The following is a 20,331-nucleotide window of genomic DNA, read 5'->3' as shown; positions in this document are numbered from 1 at the left end:
GTTCCTTCCTTATATCAAAAATGTAAATATTTCTCTAAAAATGAAATTATTTCTCTTCTTTTTCTGGCTTCGGTAATAAAACCTTTCTTGATAGTCTTAATTTACCAGTCTTTTTATCGATGTCGATCAATTTCACTTTCACTTCCTCTCCGATCTCTAAAATACCGTCCAGGTTTTCAATTTTCTCATGCTTTATTTCAGAAATATGAAGTAAACCATCTTTTCCAGGCATAATTTCAACGAATGCACCATAAGGTTGAATTGCTTTCACAATTCCATCATAGACCTCACCAATTTCCGGTTTAGCTACGATGCCTTTGATCCATTTCACTGCTTGATCCAAAGAATCTTTGTTTACAGCGAAAACATTAATTTTACCACCTTTTTCCGTTTCTTCAATTACTACAGTAGCACCAGTAGTCTTCTGAATTTCTTGAACTACTTTACCGCCAGGGCCAATTACAGCACCAATCATTTCTCTTTCGATTTCGATATTCACGACTCTAGGAGCATTTGGTTTGTAATCTTCTCTTGGAGCAGCAATAGTCTTCAACATCTCATTTCTGATATGGTCACGACCAGCTTTTGCCTGATTCAAGGCTTCCATCATCAATTCTGAAGAAAGACCGTCCACTTTGATATCCATTTGACAAGCAGTAATACCTTTTTCAGTACCAGTTACTTTAAAGTCCATATCTCCGATATGATCTTCATCTCCTAAAATATCAGAAAGAATAGCGTATTTACCTGTCTCTGCATCGGAGATCAATCCCATTGCGATACCTGAAACTGGGGCCTTGATAGGTATTCCAGCATCCATTAATGCTAATGAACCAGCACAAACAGTAGCCATAGAAGATGATCCATTCGATTCCAAAATATCAGAAACAACACGGATTGTGTATGGCAATTCGTCTGGAGTAGGCAATATTTGCTTTAAAGCTCTTAAAGCAAGGTTACCGTGTCCTACTTCTCTTCTACCAGGACCTCTATTAGGTCTAGCTTCACCTGTTGAAAATGCAGGGAAGTTGTAATGTAATATAAATTTATTATAGCCAGAATGAACGGCACCATCCACCATTTGCTCATCAAGTTTGGTACCTAATGTAACTGTGGTTAATGATTGCGTTTCTCCTCTAGTGAATACAGCAGAACCGTGAGCAGATGGAAGGTAATCGATCTCACTCCAGATAGGTCTGATTTCGTCTAGCTTCCTGCCATCAAGTCTATTGCGAGTTTCTAAAGTTGCGTTTCTAACCGCCTTTTTCTGTGTAGCGCTTAAATAACTTTTTGCTAGTGATAAGCTGATTTCGGTATCCTCAGGCAAAGAGTCAATATAACCATCTCTTATTTCTGAAAATAATCGAGCTCTTTCGGCTTTATCAGCAAGTCCTTTTGCTGCAATGTCAAAAAATTGTTGATAATATTTGTCGTAGATTTCTTTTTCTAGTTCAGCATCCGGCTCTTCTTCGTGATTATATTCACGTTTTTCCGTTTTTCCGGCATCTTTTGCCAAGTCTAGTTGAGCTTGACATTGAAGCTTTATTGATTCATGAGCGAAATTGATAGCTTCTACCATCTCTTGCTCTGAAATTTCTTTTAATTCGCCTTCTACCATCATGATATTATCAATGGTGGCGGCCACGATCATATCAATATCAGATTCTTCTAACTGCTTTGAATTTGGGTTGATGATCATTTTACCATCTACTCTACCTACTCGCACTTCTGAAATAGGTCCAGCAAAAGGAATATCGGATGCAGTTAAGGCCGCAGATGCTGCTAAAGCCGCTAATGCATCTGGCAAATCGTTTTCCTCTAATGAAAATAGCTGGATCATCACCTGTGTCTCAGCATGGTAATCAGAAGGAAATAATGGACGTAAAGCTCTATCCACTAAACGCGAAGTCAACACCTCATAATCAGAAAGTTTTCCTTCTCGCTTTAAAAAACCACCAGGTATCTTACCAGATGAAGCAAATTTTTCTTGGTAATCTACTGACATTGGAAGGAAATCAACTCCTTCTCTAGCTTCTTTATTGGAAACAACTGTAGCTAATAAAATGGTATTCCCCATTCTTACTTCTACAGATCCATCAGCTTGCTTAGCTAATTTACCTGTTTCTATGCTTATTTCCCTGCCATCAGGTAGGTTGAATGTTTTTTTAATCGCTTTTGGTATAGCCATAAATAATATTTTTTACTGTTTTCTCGTCTTGTTGTTAAATTTCCGCATTTGCTATACACGTCCTGTATAAGATGTGGTATTCGTAATGAGGTGATTATAATGGAAAAAGGGAACCAATATGATTCCCTTTTTATAAATGAAAAGTGATTTATTTTCTTAAACCAAGTTCAGCAATAATTGCTCTGTATCTCTCAATCTCGTTTTTGTAAAGATAATCCAACAATCTTCTTCTTTTACCTACTAATTTCAAAAGACCTGTTCTTGATGAGTGATCTTTCTTGTTAACTTTAAGGTGCTGGGTCAAATGACCAATTCGGTAAGTAAAAAGCGCGATTTGAGATTCAGCCGAACCCGTATCATTTTCTGCTTTTGACCGACCATGATTTTTGAACAGCTCTTTTTTCTTTTCTGTGTCTAAATACATAGTTAGCGTTTATTAAATTATTTTAAAACAGCCGCAAATATACGTATATTTTTTTATGAACAAAAAACCAATTTATTTTTCCTTTTTAAAAAGTCTGAAAAATTTATTAATCTTTACTGCATAATAGTCTGTCTCAAATAATCTGGAATCATTTCTTGCTTGCCTTAGAAAAAATAGACCAAAGGGAAGCAACATAAAATTAGAGGACCAAACTGCCCAGAAAGTGCTGATATCTCCTGCCCTTCCCAACTTAATTCCTGTAGTATTGATTACATAAGAAATAATAAAAAACACTATGGAAACAATTACGGGAAAGCCAAGCCCTCCCTTCTTAATAATAGCCCCAAGCGGAGCGCCAATTAAAAACATGACTATGCAAGCCACGGCATCAGAAAGTTTCTTGTTGGCCTCAATGTCATAAACATTACTCTCAAATTGCCGATTCTCAATTCTTTTATTTTCGCCTTTCAATCTGTTTTTTGCAAATCTAGGTTTATCTACTATATTATTATTGCCTCGGTTTCTACTTTCAAAAGCACTGTCTGCTCTCGCTATGAGGGTTGAATCATAACTGGTAATTTTTTCAAGTTCAAGAGATTTTTTTTCTTGTTCAAATTTTATGCCACTCTTCAACTTCTTTTCATTTAGCTTCTTACCTGCACCTTTTACAGGAACCACATCTGAACTTGTTAATTGCTCATTTTCCAGAACAGTTGAATCCGAATTACTTGAGACCGTATCCTCTTTCATTTGTTCCCATATAGCAACTGTCTGAGGTTTTATATCATCGACATCTTGCATATGCATATTAAAAAATCTAGGGGTGTATCTGTATATAGTTCTCTTCGATTTGATGATATCAGTATTCATTGAATCCACATCATATCTCAACTCCCTTTCACTCTTCATCAAACGGTTAGATGAAAACAATTCTTTATCGGTTCTTTCCATTTCAAATGAAGCCAAGCTAAAAACCACTTTGTTATGCTGAAAAATATTACGTATATAATTGGAAGGTTCATTTGGTTTATCAGCGTCTTCCTCCGTATAGCTTTTACCATCAAACAACTCCATTACGAGGTATTTATCACCTAAAATGGTATACATTAAAGCAGAATCGGCCAGAATTATTTCCGTATTCCCCTTTTTATCAGAATGATTGTAAATAATAAGATCTCCAAGCGACTTATCATCGTCATACTTTTTATTGGCCTTAATACTGTAGCCTGGGATTCCTCCATAAAATGCTCCCTCCTTAATGTCAATAGATGGTTTCTTTTGTTTGATATCATAAAGTAAACTATAGGCTTCCAAATTAGCTTTGGGCACAATAAAATTATTAGAATAATACACCAAAGCACTCAAACAAACAACAAATACGAAAAGCGGTCTAAGCACGCGGACCAAGGAAATGCCAGCACTTTTAATAGCGGTAAGCTCAAAATGCTCCCCCAGATTACCAAATGTCATCAGGGAAGAAAGTAACACCGCCAATGGAAAAGCAATCGGGGTCATATTAATACTGAAATAGGCAATCAATTCCGCAAAAACAGTAAAGCCTAAATCTTTTCCCACAAAGTCATCAAAGTACTTGAGCATATACTGAGTCAACAGTATGAAAACCACCACAAAAAAGGTGATTAGGAAGGGACCTATAAATGACCTCAGGATTAATTTATCTATTTTTCTCATTCAAAAAACTATGAATTGCAATGTTCAAACAATATCTATTTAAAATCGAATTGCAAAGAAACAAGAATTATGCTAAAGTTTACAAAAATAGAGGTATTGTAAAAATATTATTCTAATACACTCTGCAAAAACACCCAGCTACTGTCTCTGACACCCACCCAGTCATAAGAACGTAGATCAGAAGCGATCACATGATTAGCAGCTTTAGGAAAAGCTAGCGCCTTTTTCTGTTCCGAAGGTAGCTGTTCAAACATTGCCTTCATAGCTGGAACTGAAACCACATCATCTTGATTCTCCTCATCCTTGTAATAGTAAGCCATAAAAACTGGACACTCTACTGCTTGGAAAATTTCAGTGGTCATACTTTCGTGAATCATACTAAAAAGAGAAAAATATGAGTCTAAATGATAGTATTCAGACCAAAAAGCAGCAACGGAATCGGGTCTAATTTCACGGTTCACTTCTCCTCCCATCACCCATTTTGTTAATGTAGTACCCCATGGGCCTAAAACCAATTTTTCATCTGAAGGATTTTTCAAGGAAATATAAGGGGAGTATAACACTAATGCTTCCACGGTTTCTGGAAACTTAGCAGCCAGCCAGATCGCTTGGGCCGCACCTGTAGATGTTCCTATTAATACCACCTTTTCGCCTAGGAGTCGACCAATCGATAAGGCCTCCATAGCTGACATCATATAGGATTCAGGAGTTATCCCTTTAAACGAGTTTTCTGAAGATAAGCCGTGACCGATTTGGCGGGCTAAGAATAAATTGGCTTGTAAACTATCGGCTAAATTTCTATGTACGGGATTTCCTTCTTGATGACTTGCACCAAAACCATGAAGATATACTATAGAATATTCAGTCTGGCTTAATTTTTCGTCAAACCAAACCACCTGAGCTTGATTATCTGATTTTATGTTTTTATTCTTGACTTCCCTATCATTAATCCATCTTTCCAAAGTAATAATATCAGCGGGAATTTCAGGTAGGTCCTGAGCGAACTTTGGTCTCTCAAGTTTGGGACCTGCGAAATAAAGCACAACTACGGCTACAATCAGTAAAATCACTCCAATAATAATCCTTTTGAAAACTTTCATTCCTATGTTCTTACTTGTCTTTAAAATAATTTCCTAAAATAAATGCCCCACCGGCTAGGGCAACATCCTTTAATAAAGAGCTTGCTGCTAACTGATCTCCGTCTATAGCCAACGGTAAGTGCACGAATACTGCAAAAATTAGCAACATAATGGCAAGAAGATTAGACACCAATTGAATTTGTTTTTTGATTAGAATACTAATTCCTGCTGCAATTAAAGCTGCACCAGTTAAATAGACCCAAAATGTCTGTCCAGGAATAAAAGAGGGTACCACATTTTGAAACGACCTTGTGTTTACAAAATGAAATACCCCAAAAATTACCATTGGAATGGCAAAAAGAAATCTTCCAATATTTGCTATCAGGTTCATTTTAATAAAATTTGATTAAAACAACCCAATATATAAAATATTATCCTCTTATTTGATCTAATGCTTTATTAACTGCTGCTGCGTCTGCTTCAGACAAAACCATTTCCTCATTATGAAAACCTGAAAGTTCAGGTTCAATCTCCTGTAACAATTTTTGCCCAGTGGTAGTAATAACAACATCAACCTGTCTCCTGTCATACATGCAGGTAGAACGCTCAGCCCATCCCTTTTCAACTAATTTATCAACTAATCGAGAAGCATTGGACATCTTGTCAAGCATTCTTTCTTGTATAGACGAAACCGTAAGTGGATCCGGGAATTTTCCTCTTAAAATTCTTAAGACATTGTACTGGGGAGAGGTTAGTTTATGCTTTTTGAATATTTTGTGCTGTACCGAACCAATCCAATTGGCTGTATAAATCACATTCAAAATGGCCTTTTGTCTTTCATTTTCAAACTTCGACTGCTTAATTTCTTCTTCTAACTTCATTTCTATTCTTATTTTAATTCAATCTGCATTAACAAAAAATTACTTTACTATGTATTGTCAATACATTAAACACGAATGTATACTTTTTGTTTCCATGTTTGCACATTTAATCGACCAAGTGCACATATTTTTTGATAAACGGATATATAAATTAAGGATTTAGCCTCGGAGCTAATAAGTTAGCTAGTAATCTGTAAGCTCCTGGCACTCCTGCAGGAAGCTCTCTGAAAAAACTTAAGCCTGTGTACACAAATTTTCCTTTTCCATGATCCGCTATTAATAAAGCACCTTTTTTGGGGGTTTCATTTGGATCATTCCCAAGTAAAAGTGGCGTATAAGCTTTATCCCAATCATCTGGAAAATAAAGACCTCTTTCTTGTACCCATCCAGTAAAATCCTGCTCTGTAATTTTATTGGGATAATTTAAAGCAGCATGATCAGGATCAAGGAAACTCATCGGGGACTCTTCAACTGTAATTCTGTCTCTTGAAAGATTCAAGGGATAAGGCCAAAAATCAGTATCTGGTAAACTATAAGTAGTATTGTATTGCACCATATAAACTCCCCCTTCATCCATATATTCATTCATTTTCTTATAATGGATTTGTAGCGCCTCGTTAACATTATAAGCTCTAATTCCTGCTATTACAGCATCATACTGCTTTAATTCATCAATTGAAATATTCTCTATATCAATAATTTCAACTTTGTAGCCCATAGCCTCTAAAGCCTCGTCAACAGCATCTCCTGCTCCTTCTATATAGCCGATTTTTTTTCCTTTGATTTCCACATCGGCTAAAACCAACTGCTGTTGAGCTTTCCTTAAAATTACTTGGTTCGGAATATGGTCGTATTGTATTTCCTGAACTTTGTAGGCTGAGAATAAATCATCACCCATCCTGACAGAAGCATTTAAATCAAACTTCCCGTATTCTTGACTGGATTCTACAGTAAATCTAAATTCCTGTGTACTACTCTTGGGTAGATCTTTAAATTCCAATTTATTTTCAGATTCCAATAATTTCCAGCCCTGAGGTAAATCTAATTCAAGTTTGGCTGAAAGCTTATCTTTTAAAGCCTTCACTTTCACCGTCAATTCCTTTTGTTGGCCATTGGAGGTGAAAATAGAAACCTCTTCACCAAATTCTACTGAGACTGGAGGCACTATATACAATGGCTGTATGATTTCGCCATTAATTCGATCCGAAGTTTTATATTTTAAAGGACTTTTAAAACTAAAATCATTGCCGTTAATTTTGAGCCTTATCTCTACTTCAATGGCCGCAGGATTCTCTGCTTGTCCAATTAACTTTTGATTGTCAACTTCATACAATCCATTTGCAGACGGCTTATCTAGCCAATAGGGGTTTGAATAAGAGAATGTCTCTGGAATATTTATTACAAACTTCTCTAGCATTACTTGGTTATTCTTCAATGCCCCTGAAATAGATAGATTCTCTTCTAAATCTTTAATAGCTGCAGCTACAAGATTAATTTCGGCATCTGACCGATTCACCAACTCTAAATTCACACTAATTTCATCACCTGGTGCTGCATAAGGATTGTCATGATAGAGCAAGTGATATAATCCAGCACAATCAAGAATCAGCTTTTCAATAGCTCTCAATTTGTCATTTCTGACCGCTGATTCCTCTAGTTTTTCAATTAAATCTTTTATTACGAATAGTTGATCTATGGATTTTCCAGGTGCTGTAGGTTGAAAATCGTTAACCAATTCGTCAACAGCTTTTTGAATAGACTTCCCATTTTTAAAGTTAGTCCATGAGTGATCGATGCCAGCAAATAGCGCTTTGTCATTCTCGGGTCCACTCCAATATTCAAAATACTCTATTTCATCTCCCCTATTGCCGGCAGTCCCAAAAGCTTGAGATTTATGCCTGCTTCTGCTCAATGCTGCCATTTCAGTATAAGAAATGCCCAACAATGGAGCATAACCCCCAGCATTATCAGTGACGTATTTTGATTTATCGAAGTCTCCACTTCTACTAAAAAACCATGAAGAAGTATTCCAATAGATTTTCTTGGGTTGCCAGATGTTAGTCAGCTTCAACTGCTCAGGAAAAGCATTTTTATCACCAGCTAATTTGAATGCCTCATGGGCTAAAATTGCTGAGGCAGTATGGTGTCCATGGGTAATTCCAGGGGTCTTATTAAAACGAGTCACTATAACATCCGGCTGAAAATTACGGATTGTCCAAACCACATCAGATAACACTTCTTCTTTCCCCCATTTATTAAAAGTCTCATCCGGATTCTTCGAATACCCAAAATCGTTGGCTCTAGTAAAAAATTGCTCTCCACCATCAATATTTCTAGCTGCCAATAGTTCCTGAGTACGAATTAAACCGAGCCCTTCTCTTAATTCAGGACCTATTACATTTTGTCCTCCGTCCCCTCTAGTGAGAGAAAGATAAGCTGCTTCAAATTTTTTACCATTTTCTACATAGGCAATAAATCGGGTATTCTCATCATCTGGATGAGCCGCCACGTACAAAACTCTTGTGGTATATTGCAACTTTTGCATTTGATGCAATATTTCTGAAGAGGGTGCAGGTTCTTTTAATTGCGCTTTTGAAGTAGCTAAAAAACAAGTAAGAAGGAAAATTGATAAAATAAATTTCATGTGTATATCATTGTTTTTTAACTGTCACATGGAATTCGCGACAAATATTCATCAGGCGGTTAGCATAAATTCACCCTCGATTATTTGTGCTCATTTCATTTAATTAATTTTTAATGCGATTTAAATAAAATACAGTCGAAGACCAAATCATTATAGTTTAACGGCTTTTTTCTGATTTGAATGCCGCCAAAACGATAGCAAGTAAAGGAAACAACCAAACCAAGTCATTCATTAACAAATGAAACATGAATTTCTTGGTAAACGCTGATTCCATGATTAATAGATAGACCGCGATACCTCCCATTAATTTTGCCAGAAAGGAAAGGAATATGAACCATTTGAATTTCAGCGGCTTTAAAAACCCCACAAAAAGCATCACTGCGACTACTAAAATGCCAATTGCCTGATATGAAACCCATTGATTTTCAGTTTGTGCTCCTTCAGTCATCCATTTAATATAACTATTGGGACTCCAGAAAAGAAACACTGACCACGCAACATTATATACCGAGGCTATTAGCAAAACTCCTCGCATCCAGGCTTGTATCATATTCTTATATTGTTAATTTGATTCAAAATTAATATTTCACTTTATCAATCCCTATATTCTTATTTCTTAATGTAAATTTAATCCAACTTAATTCATCTAAAGCAGTAATAAGAAAGAGCTAACCTATCATTGTTAAAATAGTTAAAGTGAAATGCTAAAAATACAAGCTATAAAATTACCTATCATCACATTTTCAAATATTCTCCTGTTTTTACTATTTTTCTCCTTCGGTTGCAAAGTGACCAAATCAAAAGATATCAACTATATGGAGGAAGGTTTAAATCAAAATTTACCTGAAAAGCAATTAAATATCTTCTCTCCCAAGAAGGCAGCAGAAGCAAAAGCTGTTTTCATTTTTGTTCATGGCGGTAGCTGGAATTCTGGTAAAAAGGATTTGTACGATTTTTTTGGGAAGAGATTAGCGCGTAAAGGAATTGTAGCCGTAAACATCGATTATCCATTGAGTCCAGAATATATAATTTCGGATATGACTATTGCAGTTGCAAAATCTGTAAAATGGGTAAAGGAAAATATAGAGGACTACGGTGGAGACCCTAATCAAATCTATATTTCTGGTCATTCTGCAGGTGGACATTTGGCAGCGCTCATCAGCGTGAAAGATGATTATTTTCAAGAATTGGAAATAGAAAACCCTATAAAAGGTGCCATCTTAATTGATGCAGCAGGCTTAGATATGTACGGCTTCTTAAAAAAGAAGAATTATCCCGCAGGCACCTCATATTTAAAAACTTTCACCAACGATTCTGAAATCTGGAAGGAATACTCTCCTATTTACTATGTAGATGAAAATGACCCGCGTCTGCTGATTATGATGGGAGAAAACACGTTACCGGGTATCATCTCCAGTACTGATCGATTCTTGACTGAGTATAGAAAGATAGAACCGAATCCTAATTATCACTTACAATCAGGGAAAAAGCATGTACCCATGATATTGCAATTTTTCAATAGAAATAATGAAGCCTATGATTGGATTGATTCTTTTATCTCAGAAAACCAAAAATAAAGGTGAAATCCAATATTTGACAAACCCAAAAGTCTTTCATTAGTTAAAACTTATATAGTTTTGTGATCATTCTATTTCACTAAAATAATTTTTATGGAAGATATTAACATACTCTTAGAAACTGCCTCATCCTATTGCCAGAAAGGTGATTTTAAACAGGGGATTCATTTGTATTCTCAATACATTACCCAAAACAATCAAAACCCTATGGCTTATTATCAAAGAGGGAAAGCTTATTTTAAAATAAAGGATTATCAGGCTGCCCAATCAGATATGAGCAAAGCCATAAAACTGAAACCAGACAGTGCTGAGCTTTATGCCGAGAGAGGTCTGATTTATTATATGGCTAAGCAGCAGGAAACTGCCATGAAAGATTTTAATACTGCTGTGGAAATGGAACCAGAAAACCCTTTCAGATATGCTAGTAGAGCTTTCATAAAAGATCATTTGAATGACTTAGAAGGTGCCAAAAAAGACTATCAAAAAGCATTGGAGTTAGATCCCGAAGATGCTATTTCCCATAATAATTTAGGGCTGGTTTTGGGTAAAATGGGCAATCACAAAAAAGCGGAAAAGCATTACGAAGATGCTGAAAAACTGGATCCTAAAAATTTTGGAATGAAAAAATCGAGCAATGAAAAAGCCGATGTCACTCCTCAACCTAAACCCGAACCTGCACCATTGCCTAGCATTAAGTCAGATCAAAAAGAAAAAACAAAACCTAATTTTGGAAATACAGTGAAGGCCCTATTAACTTCTTCCGATGAAAGAAAAGAGTTTTGGGATTTTGTGAAAGGGAAAGTGTTTGGTGGTTAGAAGTTGGAAAGCAAAAGGTGGATGATGGATGTTGGATATGGGGTGAGATCTTGAAATTTCAGGTTCTAGGATCTATACTCTAGATTCTAGCTAGTCAATCGTTAACACTACCTTACCCATGGTTTTTCCTGACTGAAATAGTTTTAAAGCTTCATGCATTTGCTCAAACTTGAATCGATGGCCGATAAAGGGTGCTTCCATATCGAGTGCTTCCAGTTCTTTCAGAATCTGTTGCATTAACTCCTTCTTCTCATACAACCAGATCAAATTGAAACCTAGAATCCCCTTATTAGTCTCAATCATTTTCTGCGGATCTATTTTGGGCCTTGTAAGATATAACCAAGCCAATCGTGGCCAATTGGGTGAGTTACTAGTACCTTCGTAGCGTGCTGAACCATAATTCACTACTCTACCTTGAGGAGCTAACATATCATATCCAGTCTTAAATATCTTCCCTCCTATGCATTCCATAATTAAATCTAGTTCTCTGCCGCGTAAGGCTTCCTCCAAATCCTTTTTAAAGTGTTTCGAACGGACTATATATTTTTGATAGCCCTCCTTTTTCAAAAGATCAATTTTTGATGCAGAACCAATACTACCAATAGTAAAAGCACCTATTTTTTGTGCCATCCTATTTGCTAGTAAACCAACTCCGCCAGCTGCAGAATGAATTAACACTGTACTTCCCTTTTGCAAATTTCCCAAATAAAACAATCCGTAGTAAGCGGTTAGTGCCTGGACCAAAAAAGAAGCACCTTCCTCGTAAGACCAACTTGCCGGTATTTTATTGACGTAAGCACTGTCAATATTAATATGAGAAGTATAAGCACCGAAACGCGTAACGCCCATTACACGATCTCCAACTTCAAAGTCTTTTACTTCTGAACCTTTGGCAATAATCTCGCCTGCATATTCTAAGCCTGGAATAAAAGATCCTTCCGGAGTCGCACTGTATAAGCCTAGAATGGCAAAAACATCAGCAAAATTCAGTCCCACAGCCTTTACCTTGACCTGTACTTCATCTGCTTCTGGACTAGCCAATTCTTCTTCAACTAGTTTTAGTCTATTAAAAGACCCTGCTTTATGTGTTCTGTAGGATATTCTCTGGGGCATTGGAGACTAATTTTAACCAAAAATACGGAATGAAGATGATTATTGAATGATGAAATCAGGGAATTTTGCGCTAAAAAAAGAGAAATCATTATAATTGGTCAGACCTTAAAATAGGGGAATACAACAGAGATAAATTAACTTAGATCCGAATTAAAAATCCAGAATTACTATATATTACTTAACGGGCCAACGACCAAACTTCTTTCTTACCACAATAGAGTCAAAAGAAAACAATAGAGTTTTAGCTAAAGCTAAAAACAAAAAGGTGTTATGCTCAAAGCTAATTTTTCAATTCTAAAATTCGTGATCCGTAATTAATCAAATATTGCTATTAATTCCTTGCTAAGCCTTTTATATTTGCAGGCATTATACAATCATCAGACTTTCAATATTCAATAATATGCAAAAGAATTTTATAGAAGAGCTTCAATGGAGAGGAATGATTTATGACATGATGCCAGGGGTTGAAAAACAACTGGCTGAAGAAATGAGCAGTGCTTATGTGGGAATTGACCCGACTGCTGACTCCCTTCATATTGGACATTTAGTTGGGGTAATGATGTTAAAGCATTTTCAAGATGCAGGACATAGACCTATTGTTTTGCTAGGTGGAGCAACGGGTATGATTGGTGACCCTTCCGGAAAATCAAAAGAACGCAACCTCTTAGATGAGCCTACTTTACGCCATAACGAAGCTTCTATAAAAGCCCAAATTCAAAACTTCTTGGATTTTGATGCCAAGGGAGAAAATAGTGCGCAATTAGTGAATAACTACGACTGGATGAAGGATTTTAGCTTCCTGGGCTTTATCCGAGATGTTGGAAAGCATATTACGGTCAATTATATGATGGCTAAAGATTCTGTCAAAACAAGATTGTCGGCAGAATCAAGCGAAGGCATGAGTTTTACAGAATTCACTTATCAATTAGTGCAAGGATATGATTTCTTGCATTTATTTCGAGAGAAAAACTGTAAGCTACAGATGGGTGGTTCAGATCAGTGGGGAAATATAACCACAGGAACTGAAATGATCAGAAAAATAGATCAGGGAGAAGCCTTTGCGGTGACTTGTCCTTTGATAAAGAAAGCTGATGGTACCAAATTTGGAAAAACGGAAAGCGGAAACATCTGGCTCGACCCGAAGAAAACATCCCCTTACAAATTCTATCAATTTTGGTTGAATGCTTCTGATGAAGACATGAGTAATTTCATCAGGATTTTTAGCACTAAAGGAAAAGAAGAAATTGAAGCCTTGGAAAAAGAACATAATGAAGCGCCTCATCTTAGAGTGCTGCAAAAGGCTTTAGCAGAAGAATTAACCGTTAGAGTTCATTCACAAGAAGCTTTGGATATGGCCTTAAAAGCTTCCTCTATCCTATTTGGTAAATCAACTACTGAAGAATTGCAAAGCATAGATGAAGACACCTTATTGAGTGTGTTTGAAGGAGTGCCACAAGTAACTGTTAATAAATCAGACTTAGACAATACCGAAAACATCACGGATTTCCTTTCAGAATTGACTCAGGAGGTCATTTTCCCATCAAAAGGAGAAGCCAGAAAAATGATTAAAGGAGGTGGCGTAAGCATCAATAAAGAAAAGGTGATGGATGCTAATGCCGCTGTTGAACTCAGCTTGCTACAAGGGAAGTATATATTAGTGCAAAGAGGTAAGAAAAATTATTATTTGGTGACAGTGGCCTCTTAAATCCCAGCCCCCTAAATCCCCCAAAGGGGGACTTTGGTGTAGTGTCTCTATCTGAAATTTAAAACGGGCCGGTCTGACTGTCATCTGAACTAAGTGGTACTTTGGTCCGAGGAACTCCATTTGGTCAGTACAGAAGGTGAGACCGGATTTAATGAAATACTTACTTGTAACTAGTTTTTTTTCCAAAGTTGTCTAAAGGCTCATAAACTCAAACAAATGCTGATTTACTTTATCAACATCATATTTCTCCACAGCTAATCGGTAGCTCTCCTCGCCTTTTTGTTCAATCAAGGAAGGATTATCAATGAAGGATTGCATGGCTTGTACCAATACATGTGTATCTTTTATAGGAATTAAAAAGCCATTTTTATCTCCATCAATCGTTTCCCTGCATCCTGGATTATCAGTGGTGATAATGGGTTTCCCCATGGCCAAAGATTCTAATATAGTGCGCGGAGTACCTTCTCTGTAATAAGACGGTAGGACAAACACTGAGCATTGGGACAAATACTTACGGACATCAGACTGAAAGCCTAAATATTCTATAGTGCTCCTTTCATGCAACTCATTTAATTCATTTTCTTCTAAGGAATCAGGATTGCCTTCATCTGTCATGCCGATGAGTTGAAAAATAACTTCAGGATAATCTTTCTTGATAATTTTTGCTGCGGCTAAGTATTCATTTACTCCCTTAGCCCCTATCAAGCGGGCTATTAATAGAAATTTAATAGGACTAACTTGTGGAGCAGCTTTGGGGTAATGTTTTAAATCTACTCCCGAACCCGCAGTGATAGTTTGAGCAGTATGTGACCTAAGTAAATTATGCTGTTTAAAAAACTGCTGATCGTCAGGATTTTGAAAAGCGATAAAAGGCAGCTTGGAAAAGGCTTTTTTATAAAGCCTGAAAATAACCGAGCGGACTAACTTTCTTTTCAAAGTATCGGCTTCCATGCCTACATAACCCAGACCGGTAATCCAGGCCAATACTTTGGCATTTTTAAGGTTTTTGGCAGCCCAACTACCGTATATATTGGGTTTTATAGTGTAAGTAATCACCACCTCCGGCTCCAGCTCTTGAAAAAGTCTTTGAAGAAATTGAAGGGTTTTGTAATCTTGGAGGGGATTAAAGCCAGTTCGGCCTAATGGGACTTGAATAAATTCAACTCCTAAATCACCTAGGTTTTGTTCGGTGACTTCATCCCTACCGGGGGCTAAAGCGATTACATGATAGCCTTTTGCTTGAAGGGCGGTGAGTAAGGGTTTACGGAAGTTAATGACTGATGGCAGGTAGCTGCCGAAGACAATAGCTGTGGGTTTTTGCATGTTGTAAAATTAACCGCAAAGACGGAAAGACGCAAAGAAAATTAACCACAACTTGTCCCGACATAAGTGGGTACGATTCACAAGGAATAGATCAGCTAAAGCTGACTATTTATGTGAACCACAAAAGGGATAAAAGAAAAGAAAAGTGTGGTAGCTAAAGCTGAACTGGGTTAACCACAGAGTTGCACTGACATTTACAAGGAGATCACGAATCTAAGCCAACTTGTCCCAAATTCATCGGGAAGGCTTTTAAATTTTCTCGCTAAGACGCTAAGTTTACGCAAAGAAATTTATCAGCTAAAGCTGATTATCTAACTACAACATTTAACCCTTATAAGGGTACGAGAGGTAATGGAAGAAAACAAAAGGATTTCATCTAAAACTTAAGGGAAATATTCATTACTAACTGCATTCGATATTTCTATTCATTTGTTCCTAATTATTTTTGCCGAGTTTTGTCTAGTGTCAAAAACATCAACTACCTCAATTCTTTTTTGATTGACATTTAACCAATATATGATTTTGTGATGTTTGCATAAGATATATCTGAATTCTTGATCACGATCTATCAGTAGCTCTTCAATTTGTCCAAGTTGAGGTAAATCCTTTAGAACAGTAGGTGCTTTATAAATATCATTGACAACCCTTTTTTTTCAACTGCTTTACCAGCAATTTTATTATAGTAATCATAAACACTTTCTAATTGATTAATTGCAAAACCAGTCCAAATTAACTTTAATCCCATTTATCAATGATAGATTCTAATTCTTTATCTTCAACAAAATCTCCATTTTTAGAATCTTCCATTGATTTGTCAATTCTTTCATTAAAGGATTTTAAACTCATCGGTTTTAAATCTTCCTCAACTGATTCTGCTTTTCGTTTCTTCAAAAGTTGCTCTAAACTATTAATGATATCTTCATTTTGCAACTTCAAAAATTCTTGGACAAATGTGATTTTTCGAGCTTCTAAGTTCATAATATTCAGGTTTACCAACTATATTTAAACAAATCTACAAAATTTTAAATTCATGCAAAGCTGAAGTTCTTTTAAACCTATACTTATTCAGAGCAATGACAGAAAAGAGAGAGGAAAGGAAGTGGTTTCAGCTAAAGCTAAAAGAACTTTAACCGCAAAGGAGCCTACCTGTCCGGCACCATAAGTCGGGAGCAGTTGAGATGCAAACTTTACGCAAAGAAAATTAACCACAACTTGTCCCGACATAAGTGGGTACGATTCATAGGGAATAGATCAGCTAAAGCTGACTATTTATGTGAACCACAAAAGGGATAAAAGAAAAGAAAAGTGTTGAAGCTAAAGCTTAAAGAAAATCCACGCTAAGTTACGAATCTTCCTGGCGGCAGACAGGGACACTAAGTTTTACGCCAAGAACATTTCAAAGAATTACCAACCCAAATTAATAATTATCCAATTATTAATTATTAACTTGGGTCTCTTTGCGCATTAGCTTCTCAGCGGTTAGTTTTTCAGCAGCTTGCTTTCTTTTTCTCCACATAAACTGCTGATAGGCTCTTTTGACTTTATCATCATAAGCAAAAGCCATAAGGAACAGGAAAGGAAAAATAATGGAGCGATGTCGGGCGATAAGGCCAATATTATTTTCAAAAAGGCCTACAGTAACCACATAAATAAACACAAAAGCTAGCACAAAGGTCGATAACCTATGACTTAAACTATCTTTTATAAAACGCATAAACGATTTCCTCTTTATAATTAACAACAATAAAACCGCATTGATTTCTATTGCAGCTGCGGCCGTCAGTACATTTCGTATCTCCCACAAGAACGGACGTGCCAGCACATCTATGATCCCTTGAGGAATAGACCCAATACCACCAGCTTTTTCATCTAATACTCCTGTACCGTACTCATTATTTCTTAAAGTTCCACTTTGCAGTTCTGTTAATTCTTGATTTGAAAACTCTTCTACTCCCCATTGATCGGATAAATAATTGGCTAATAAAATAATGACTACGATACCGGCTGTAATTTTAAAAATACGAATCAACCAATTATCTTTTATATTGAGAATAAAAAATGAACCTAAGGCTAAAACCGCTACATAAGCAGTGGGTGGCCTAAAGGCATATAAAATAGCCAGACCAATAAGTATATAAGTATAGTTTAAGCGTCTATTATGAATCCCCATACAGACCACACCCATTCCCAAAAACATAAAGGCATCTTTACCGATGGTAGATGTCCAAAACCAGAGTGCAGGGAATAGCAAAACCCAAAATAGTAGATTAGGTTGATCTAAGAAGAAATAATTTTTACGAAAAGCTTTAAATAATAAGATCAGACCTGCAAAACACACAGCGCTAAAGAGCAAATAAACACCAAACTCATTATCAAAAGTAAATATCATAAAGAAGGCTGCCGGGTAGGCTACAAAGTTGGTATAGAATAATTGACTATTTCGCCATAAGGTTTCATCATAGAATGGAGAAAAATCAAAAGCTCTAAAGTATTCCGCAAAATTGGATGCCCAGTTATCATAAACCCATGCATCTACACCACCCCCACTGAAAAATCGAGCGTAGACTATATAGCCTACAGTTCCCAGAATTCGAAAAAAGACACCCCAGTTGTACCGCTTACTTAACTGGGGTTGATTTTTTATATAAGAGGATTTTAGCCATTGGGCCAAACCGATTAATAGCAATATGGCTATAATAGCGCCCACTATTTCAATGCTGAATGGTAAAAGTCAATGGTTTCTTTGGTCATACGCTCCAAGTTATAATAATTCTTAAGCTCTTGAAGTGCATTTAAACCCACTTCTTTAGCTTCTGAAGGATGATTTAAAATGTAGGACATCTTTTCAGCTAATGCTTGTGTATCATAAGGTGGAACCAAATAACCAGTCTCACCATCTTTCATTAATTCATTTCCGGCTGGAACATCCCAGGAAACTACTGGCTTTTTACAGTTGAATGCCTCCAAAAACACCACTCCAAAACCTTCTGAAATGGAAGGCACCGCTACTAAATCAGAATTATACATCCACTTGATCACTTCTTTACTATAGCCTGCAAAATGAATATGATTTTCCAATTTCAGGTCATTTGCTTTTTGTTTTAAATCTTCCTCTAATTCTCCACTTCCTACTATAATTAAACCAGTTTCTGTATCCTGAGCACAGAGCTTTTGCATGGCCTCTATAAGATAGTGATGCCCCTTAAAACCTACTAACCTACCTGCTATAATAACTTGTTTTTTAAACAACTTAAAATCAGCATCCAGCAATTCATCAGAGGTTTCGGGAAAGTCAAAACCATAATGAATCAATTTCATTTTTTCCTCTTTTGCAAGTCCGGTTTTAATAAAGAAGTTTCTTAAGCCATGGGAGATGGTAAAAGATTGATGACAAAGTCTTTCTGATAATTGAGCTAAAAGAAAATAAGGGGTTTTCTTTTGCTTACTAGCATCAAAGCCAAATTGAGCCGTAAAGTTATTATCATAGCCATGCTTGGTACTGACCCAAGGGCATTTGATACCTCCTAAAAACAATTTACTCAAGCTTAAATGTAAGTCAGCATGAATTAAATGGGTGTGCACTATATCAAAATTGTTTTGGCTAATTAGTTTTTTAATCTTTTTTAAGGAAGATAATTTAGGGATTCGACCAATATTAAGTTCATGCGTTTTGACACCCATAGCATTTAATCGGTCTATGAAATCACCACCTATTCCTCCCTGATAATTAGTATAAAGCCTTAAAAATTCAATATTAAATCCTTTGTCCAGTAGAGCCGGAACAATTTTTAATTGATAGTTTTCCGCTCCAAAAATGCCCCCTTCTTTTTGTATAAAAAGTATTTTCATTGATTCAATAATTCCTTAAAAGATGAACTAAACCTTTCAAAATTAAAGGATTTAGCTCTTTGACGATTTAGCTCTTTATCTTGCTGAATATTAGCATCTAAATATTCTTTGATGATTTGATGTGTTCTTTCGATACTATTTAGATCAATATATTGTATATGCTGTTCTCCTATTTCAGGAATACTTGCTTTGTTAGAAGCAAGTATGGGGCAACTTGATGCCATGGCTTCTAAAACTGGCCATCCAAAGCCTTCATGTATAGAAGGAAAAAATAGAAAAGAAGCATTTGAATATAGATACTTTAATTGTACCTCTTTCACATTTTGATAATGAGTGTAAGAGATTTTATTGGTATTTAAAAAATTAATCTGCTGCTCAGATAAGACACCTACCTTTACTAAACTGATATTTAGTTCATTAATTATTCTTAGTCCCCAATCTATATTTTTATACCACGCATTAGTCCCAACCATTAACACATAGGAATCAGGTAAACTCTTAGTAAAATCACTATTGAAATCTGACTTACTTCCAGAAGTGAACCAATGATCTTCAATAGCATTGTGAATAACCGCCATTTTATTTCTGTCAAGCGTAGGCTTGTACTTTAGTAAATCAACTTGAGTATGTTCAGAAACAGTTACTATTTTAGTTGCTTTAGTTAAGCCCGATAGATTTAATCGAATGAAACATTTTAGGTAAAAAGGGACATCATAATTCATTAAATCATGCAAATCGTGACAAACCACTACGGATTTTTCGCCCCTCCAGAACCATAATAAATAGGCATACCTTTCGGTAGGGATTATAATAGAGGACTCTTTAGCAAAAAAAACCTTGAAAGGGAGAATCAAGTATTTAAAAATAGGTACATATATAGTTGAAAAATAATCATGGACAGTAAATACAGAAAAATCAAATGCGTCAATTTTCTTTAAATGCGCTACGTATCTTTTCATACTATAGCCACTTCTTTCGTCTTCTATAAGTAGTATTTTCTTTTGCAAAATTTAAGAAAGAGTTGGGCTTTTCCCCAGTCA

At 36.1% G+C, this 20,331-nt stretch carries 17 protein-coding genes; 3 read left to right on the top strand and 14 right to left on the bottom strand.

Features of this window, described 5'->3' with window-relative positions:
- Window positions 1-46: 46 nt before the first annotated feature.
- From pnp to Q3Y49_RS14315, 8 genes are all read right to left on the bottom strand, one after another.
- On the bottom strand, window positions 47-2,188 hold the full coding sequence (gene pnp / locus Q3Y49_RS14350; protein ID WP_303269085.1) for a polyribonucleotide nucleotidyltransferase: 2,142 nt from the start codon (window positions 2,186-2,188) through the stop codon (window positions 47-49).
- A gap of 148 nt (window positions 2,189-2,336) precedes the next feature.
- Window positions 2,337-2,612 (bottom strand): 30S ribosomal protein S15, encoded by a 276-nt coding sequence (gene rpsO / locus Q3Y49_RS14345; RefSeq protein ID WP_303269084.1) that lies wholly within the window; start codon window positions 2,610-2,612, stop codon window positions 2,337-2,339.
- A gap of 72 nt (window positions 2,613-2,684) precedes the next feature.
- Complete coding sequence (locus Q3Y49_RS14340; RefSeq protein WP_303269082.1) at window positions 2,685-4,304, bottom strand: LptF/LptG family permease; 1,620 nt, start codon at window positions 4,302-4,304, stop codon at window positions 2,685-2,687.
- A 107-nt stretch (window positions 4,305-4,411) separates the two neighbouring features.
- Window positions 4,412-5,404, bottom strand: a complete 993-nt coding sequence (locus tag Q3Y49_RS14335) for an alpha/beta hydrolase (RefSeq protein ID WP_303269081.1) — start codon at window positions 5,402-5,404, stop codon at window positions 4,412-4,414.
- 10 nt (window positions 5,405-5,414) lie between these two features.
- Window positions 5,415-5,774, bottom strand: coding sequence for a DoxX-related protein (locus tag Q3Y49_RS14330; RefSeq protein WP_303269080.1), 360 nt, complete (start codon window positions 5,772-5,774; stop codon window positions 5,415-5,417).
- 40 nt (window positions 5,775-5,814) lie between these two features.
- Window positions 5,815-6,264, bottom strand: a complete 450-nt coding sequence (locus tag Q3Y49_RS14325; protein ID WP_303269079.1) for a MarR family winged helix-turn-helix transcriptional regulator — start codon at window positions 6,262-6,264, stop codon at window positions 5,815-5,817.
- Between the two features lie 151 nt (window positions 6,265-6,415).
- A complete protein-coding gene (locus Q3Y49_RS14320) occupies window positions 6,416-8,908 on the bottom strand; it encodes a PIG-L family deacetylase (protein WP_303269078.1) in 2,493 nt (830 codons plus the stop codon).
- A 157-nt stretch (window positions 8,909-9,065) separates the two neighbouring features.
- Window positions 9,066-9,458 carry a hypothetical protein gene (locus tag Q3Y49_RS14315; RefSeq protein WP_303269077.1) on the bottom strand — a complete coding sequence of 131 codons (393 nt, stop codon included), beginning with the start codon at window positions 9,456-9,458 and terminating at the stop codon, window positions 9,066-9,068.
- Window positions 9,459-9,609: 151 nt separating this feature from the next.
- Here Q3Y49_RS14315 and Q3Y49_RS14310 point away from each other — a divergent pair, with 151 nt between their 5' ends.
- Both Q3Y49_RS14310 and Q3Y49_RS14305 read left to right on the top strand, forming a co-directional pair.
- Complete coding sequence (locus Q3Y49_RS14310) at window positions 9,610-10,485, top strand: alpha/beta hydrolase (protein WP_303269076.1); 876 nt, start codon at window positions 9,610-9,612, stop codon at window positions 10,483-10,485.
- A gap of 93 nt (window positions 10,486-10,578) precedes the next feature.
- Window positions 10,579-11,301 carry a tetratricopeptide repeat protein gene (locus Q3Y49_RS14305; RefSeq protein ID WP_303269075.1) on the top strand — a complete coding sequence of 241 codons (723 nt, stop codon included), beginning with the start codon at window positions 10,579-10,581 and terminating at the stop codon, window positions 11,299-11,301.
- A 90-nt stretch (window positions 11,302-11,391) separates the two neighbouring features.
- Here the strand turns inward: Q3Y49_RS14305 and Q3Y49_RS14300 are convergent, their stop codons facing one another.
- Window positions 11,392-12,414, bottom strand: coding sequence for a synaptic vesicle VAT-1 family membrane protein (locus Q3Y49_RS14300; protein WP_303269074.1), 1,023 nt, complete (start codon window positions 12,412-12,414; stop codon window positions 11,392-11,394).
- Window positions 12,415-12,814: 400 nt separating this feature from the next.
- Between Q3Y49_RS14300 and tyrS the strand changes: the two genes are divergently transcribed.
- Window positions 12,815-14,119, top strand: a complete 1,305-nt coding sequence (gene tyrS / locus Q3Y49_RS14295; RefSeq protein ID WP_303269073.1) for a tyrosine--tRNA ligase — start codon at window positions 12,815-12,817, stop codon at window positions 14,117-14,119.
- A gap of 192 nt (window positions 14,120-14,311) precedes the next feature.
- Here the strand turns inward: tyrS and Q3Y49_RS14290 are convergent, their stop codons facing one another.
- The 5 genes from Q3Y49_RS14290 to Q3Y49_RS14270 all read right to left on the bottom strand — a co-directional run bounded on the left by Q3Y49_RS14290 (window position 14,312) and on the right by Q3Y49_RS14270 (window position 20,298).
- On the bottom strand, window positions 14,312-15,442 hold the full coding sequence (locus tag Q3Y49_RS14290) for a glycosyltransferase family 4 protein (protein WP_303269072.1): 1,131 nt from the start codon (window positions 15,440-15,442) through the stop codon (window positions 14,312-14,314).
- Window positions 15,443-16,177: 735 nt separating this feature from the next.
- Window positions 16,178-16,420 (bottom strand): hypothetical protein, encoded by a 243-nt coding sequence (locus Q3Y49_RS14285; protein WP_303269071.1) that lies wholly within the window; start codon window positions 16,418-16,420, stop codon window positions 16,178-16,180.
- 457 nt (window positions 16,421-16,877) lie between these two features.
- Entirely contained in the window at window positions 16,878-18,149 is a 1,272-nt protein-coding gene (locus Q3Y49_RS14280; protein ID WP_303269070.1) for a hypothetical protein, read from the bottom strand.
- Window positions 18,149-19,291 carry a glycosyltransferase family 4 protein gene (locus Q3Y49_RS14275; RefSeq protein WP_303269069.1) on the bottom strand — a complete coding sequence of 381 codons (1,143 nt, stop codon included), beginning with the start codon at window positions 19,289-19,291 and terminating at the stop codon, window positions 18,149-18,151. The genes Q3Y49_RS14280 and Q3Y49_RS14275 overlap by 1 nt, the downstream gene beginning before the upstream one ends.
- Entirely contained in the window at window positions 19,288-20,298 is a 1,011-nt protein-coding gene (locus Q3Y49_RS14270) for a glycosyltransferase (RefSeq protein ID WP_303269067.1), read from the bottom strand. Before Q3Y49_RS14270 ends, Q3Y49_RS14275 begins: the two co-directional genes overlap by 4 nt.
- Window positions 20,299-20,331: the final 33 nt, after the last annotated feature.

It is taken from the genome of Marivirga harenae, assembly GCF_030534335.1.
In the GTDB taxonomy this organism is placed as follows: Bacteria; Bacteroidota; Bacteroidia; order Cytophagales; family Cyclobacteriaceae; genus Marivirga; species Marivirga harenae.
The sequence above is the reverse complement of the archived record's forward strand: the minus strand, read 5'-3'. Positions and strand labels throughout refer to the sequence as shown.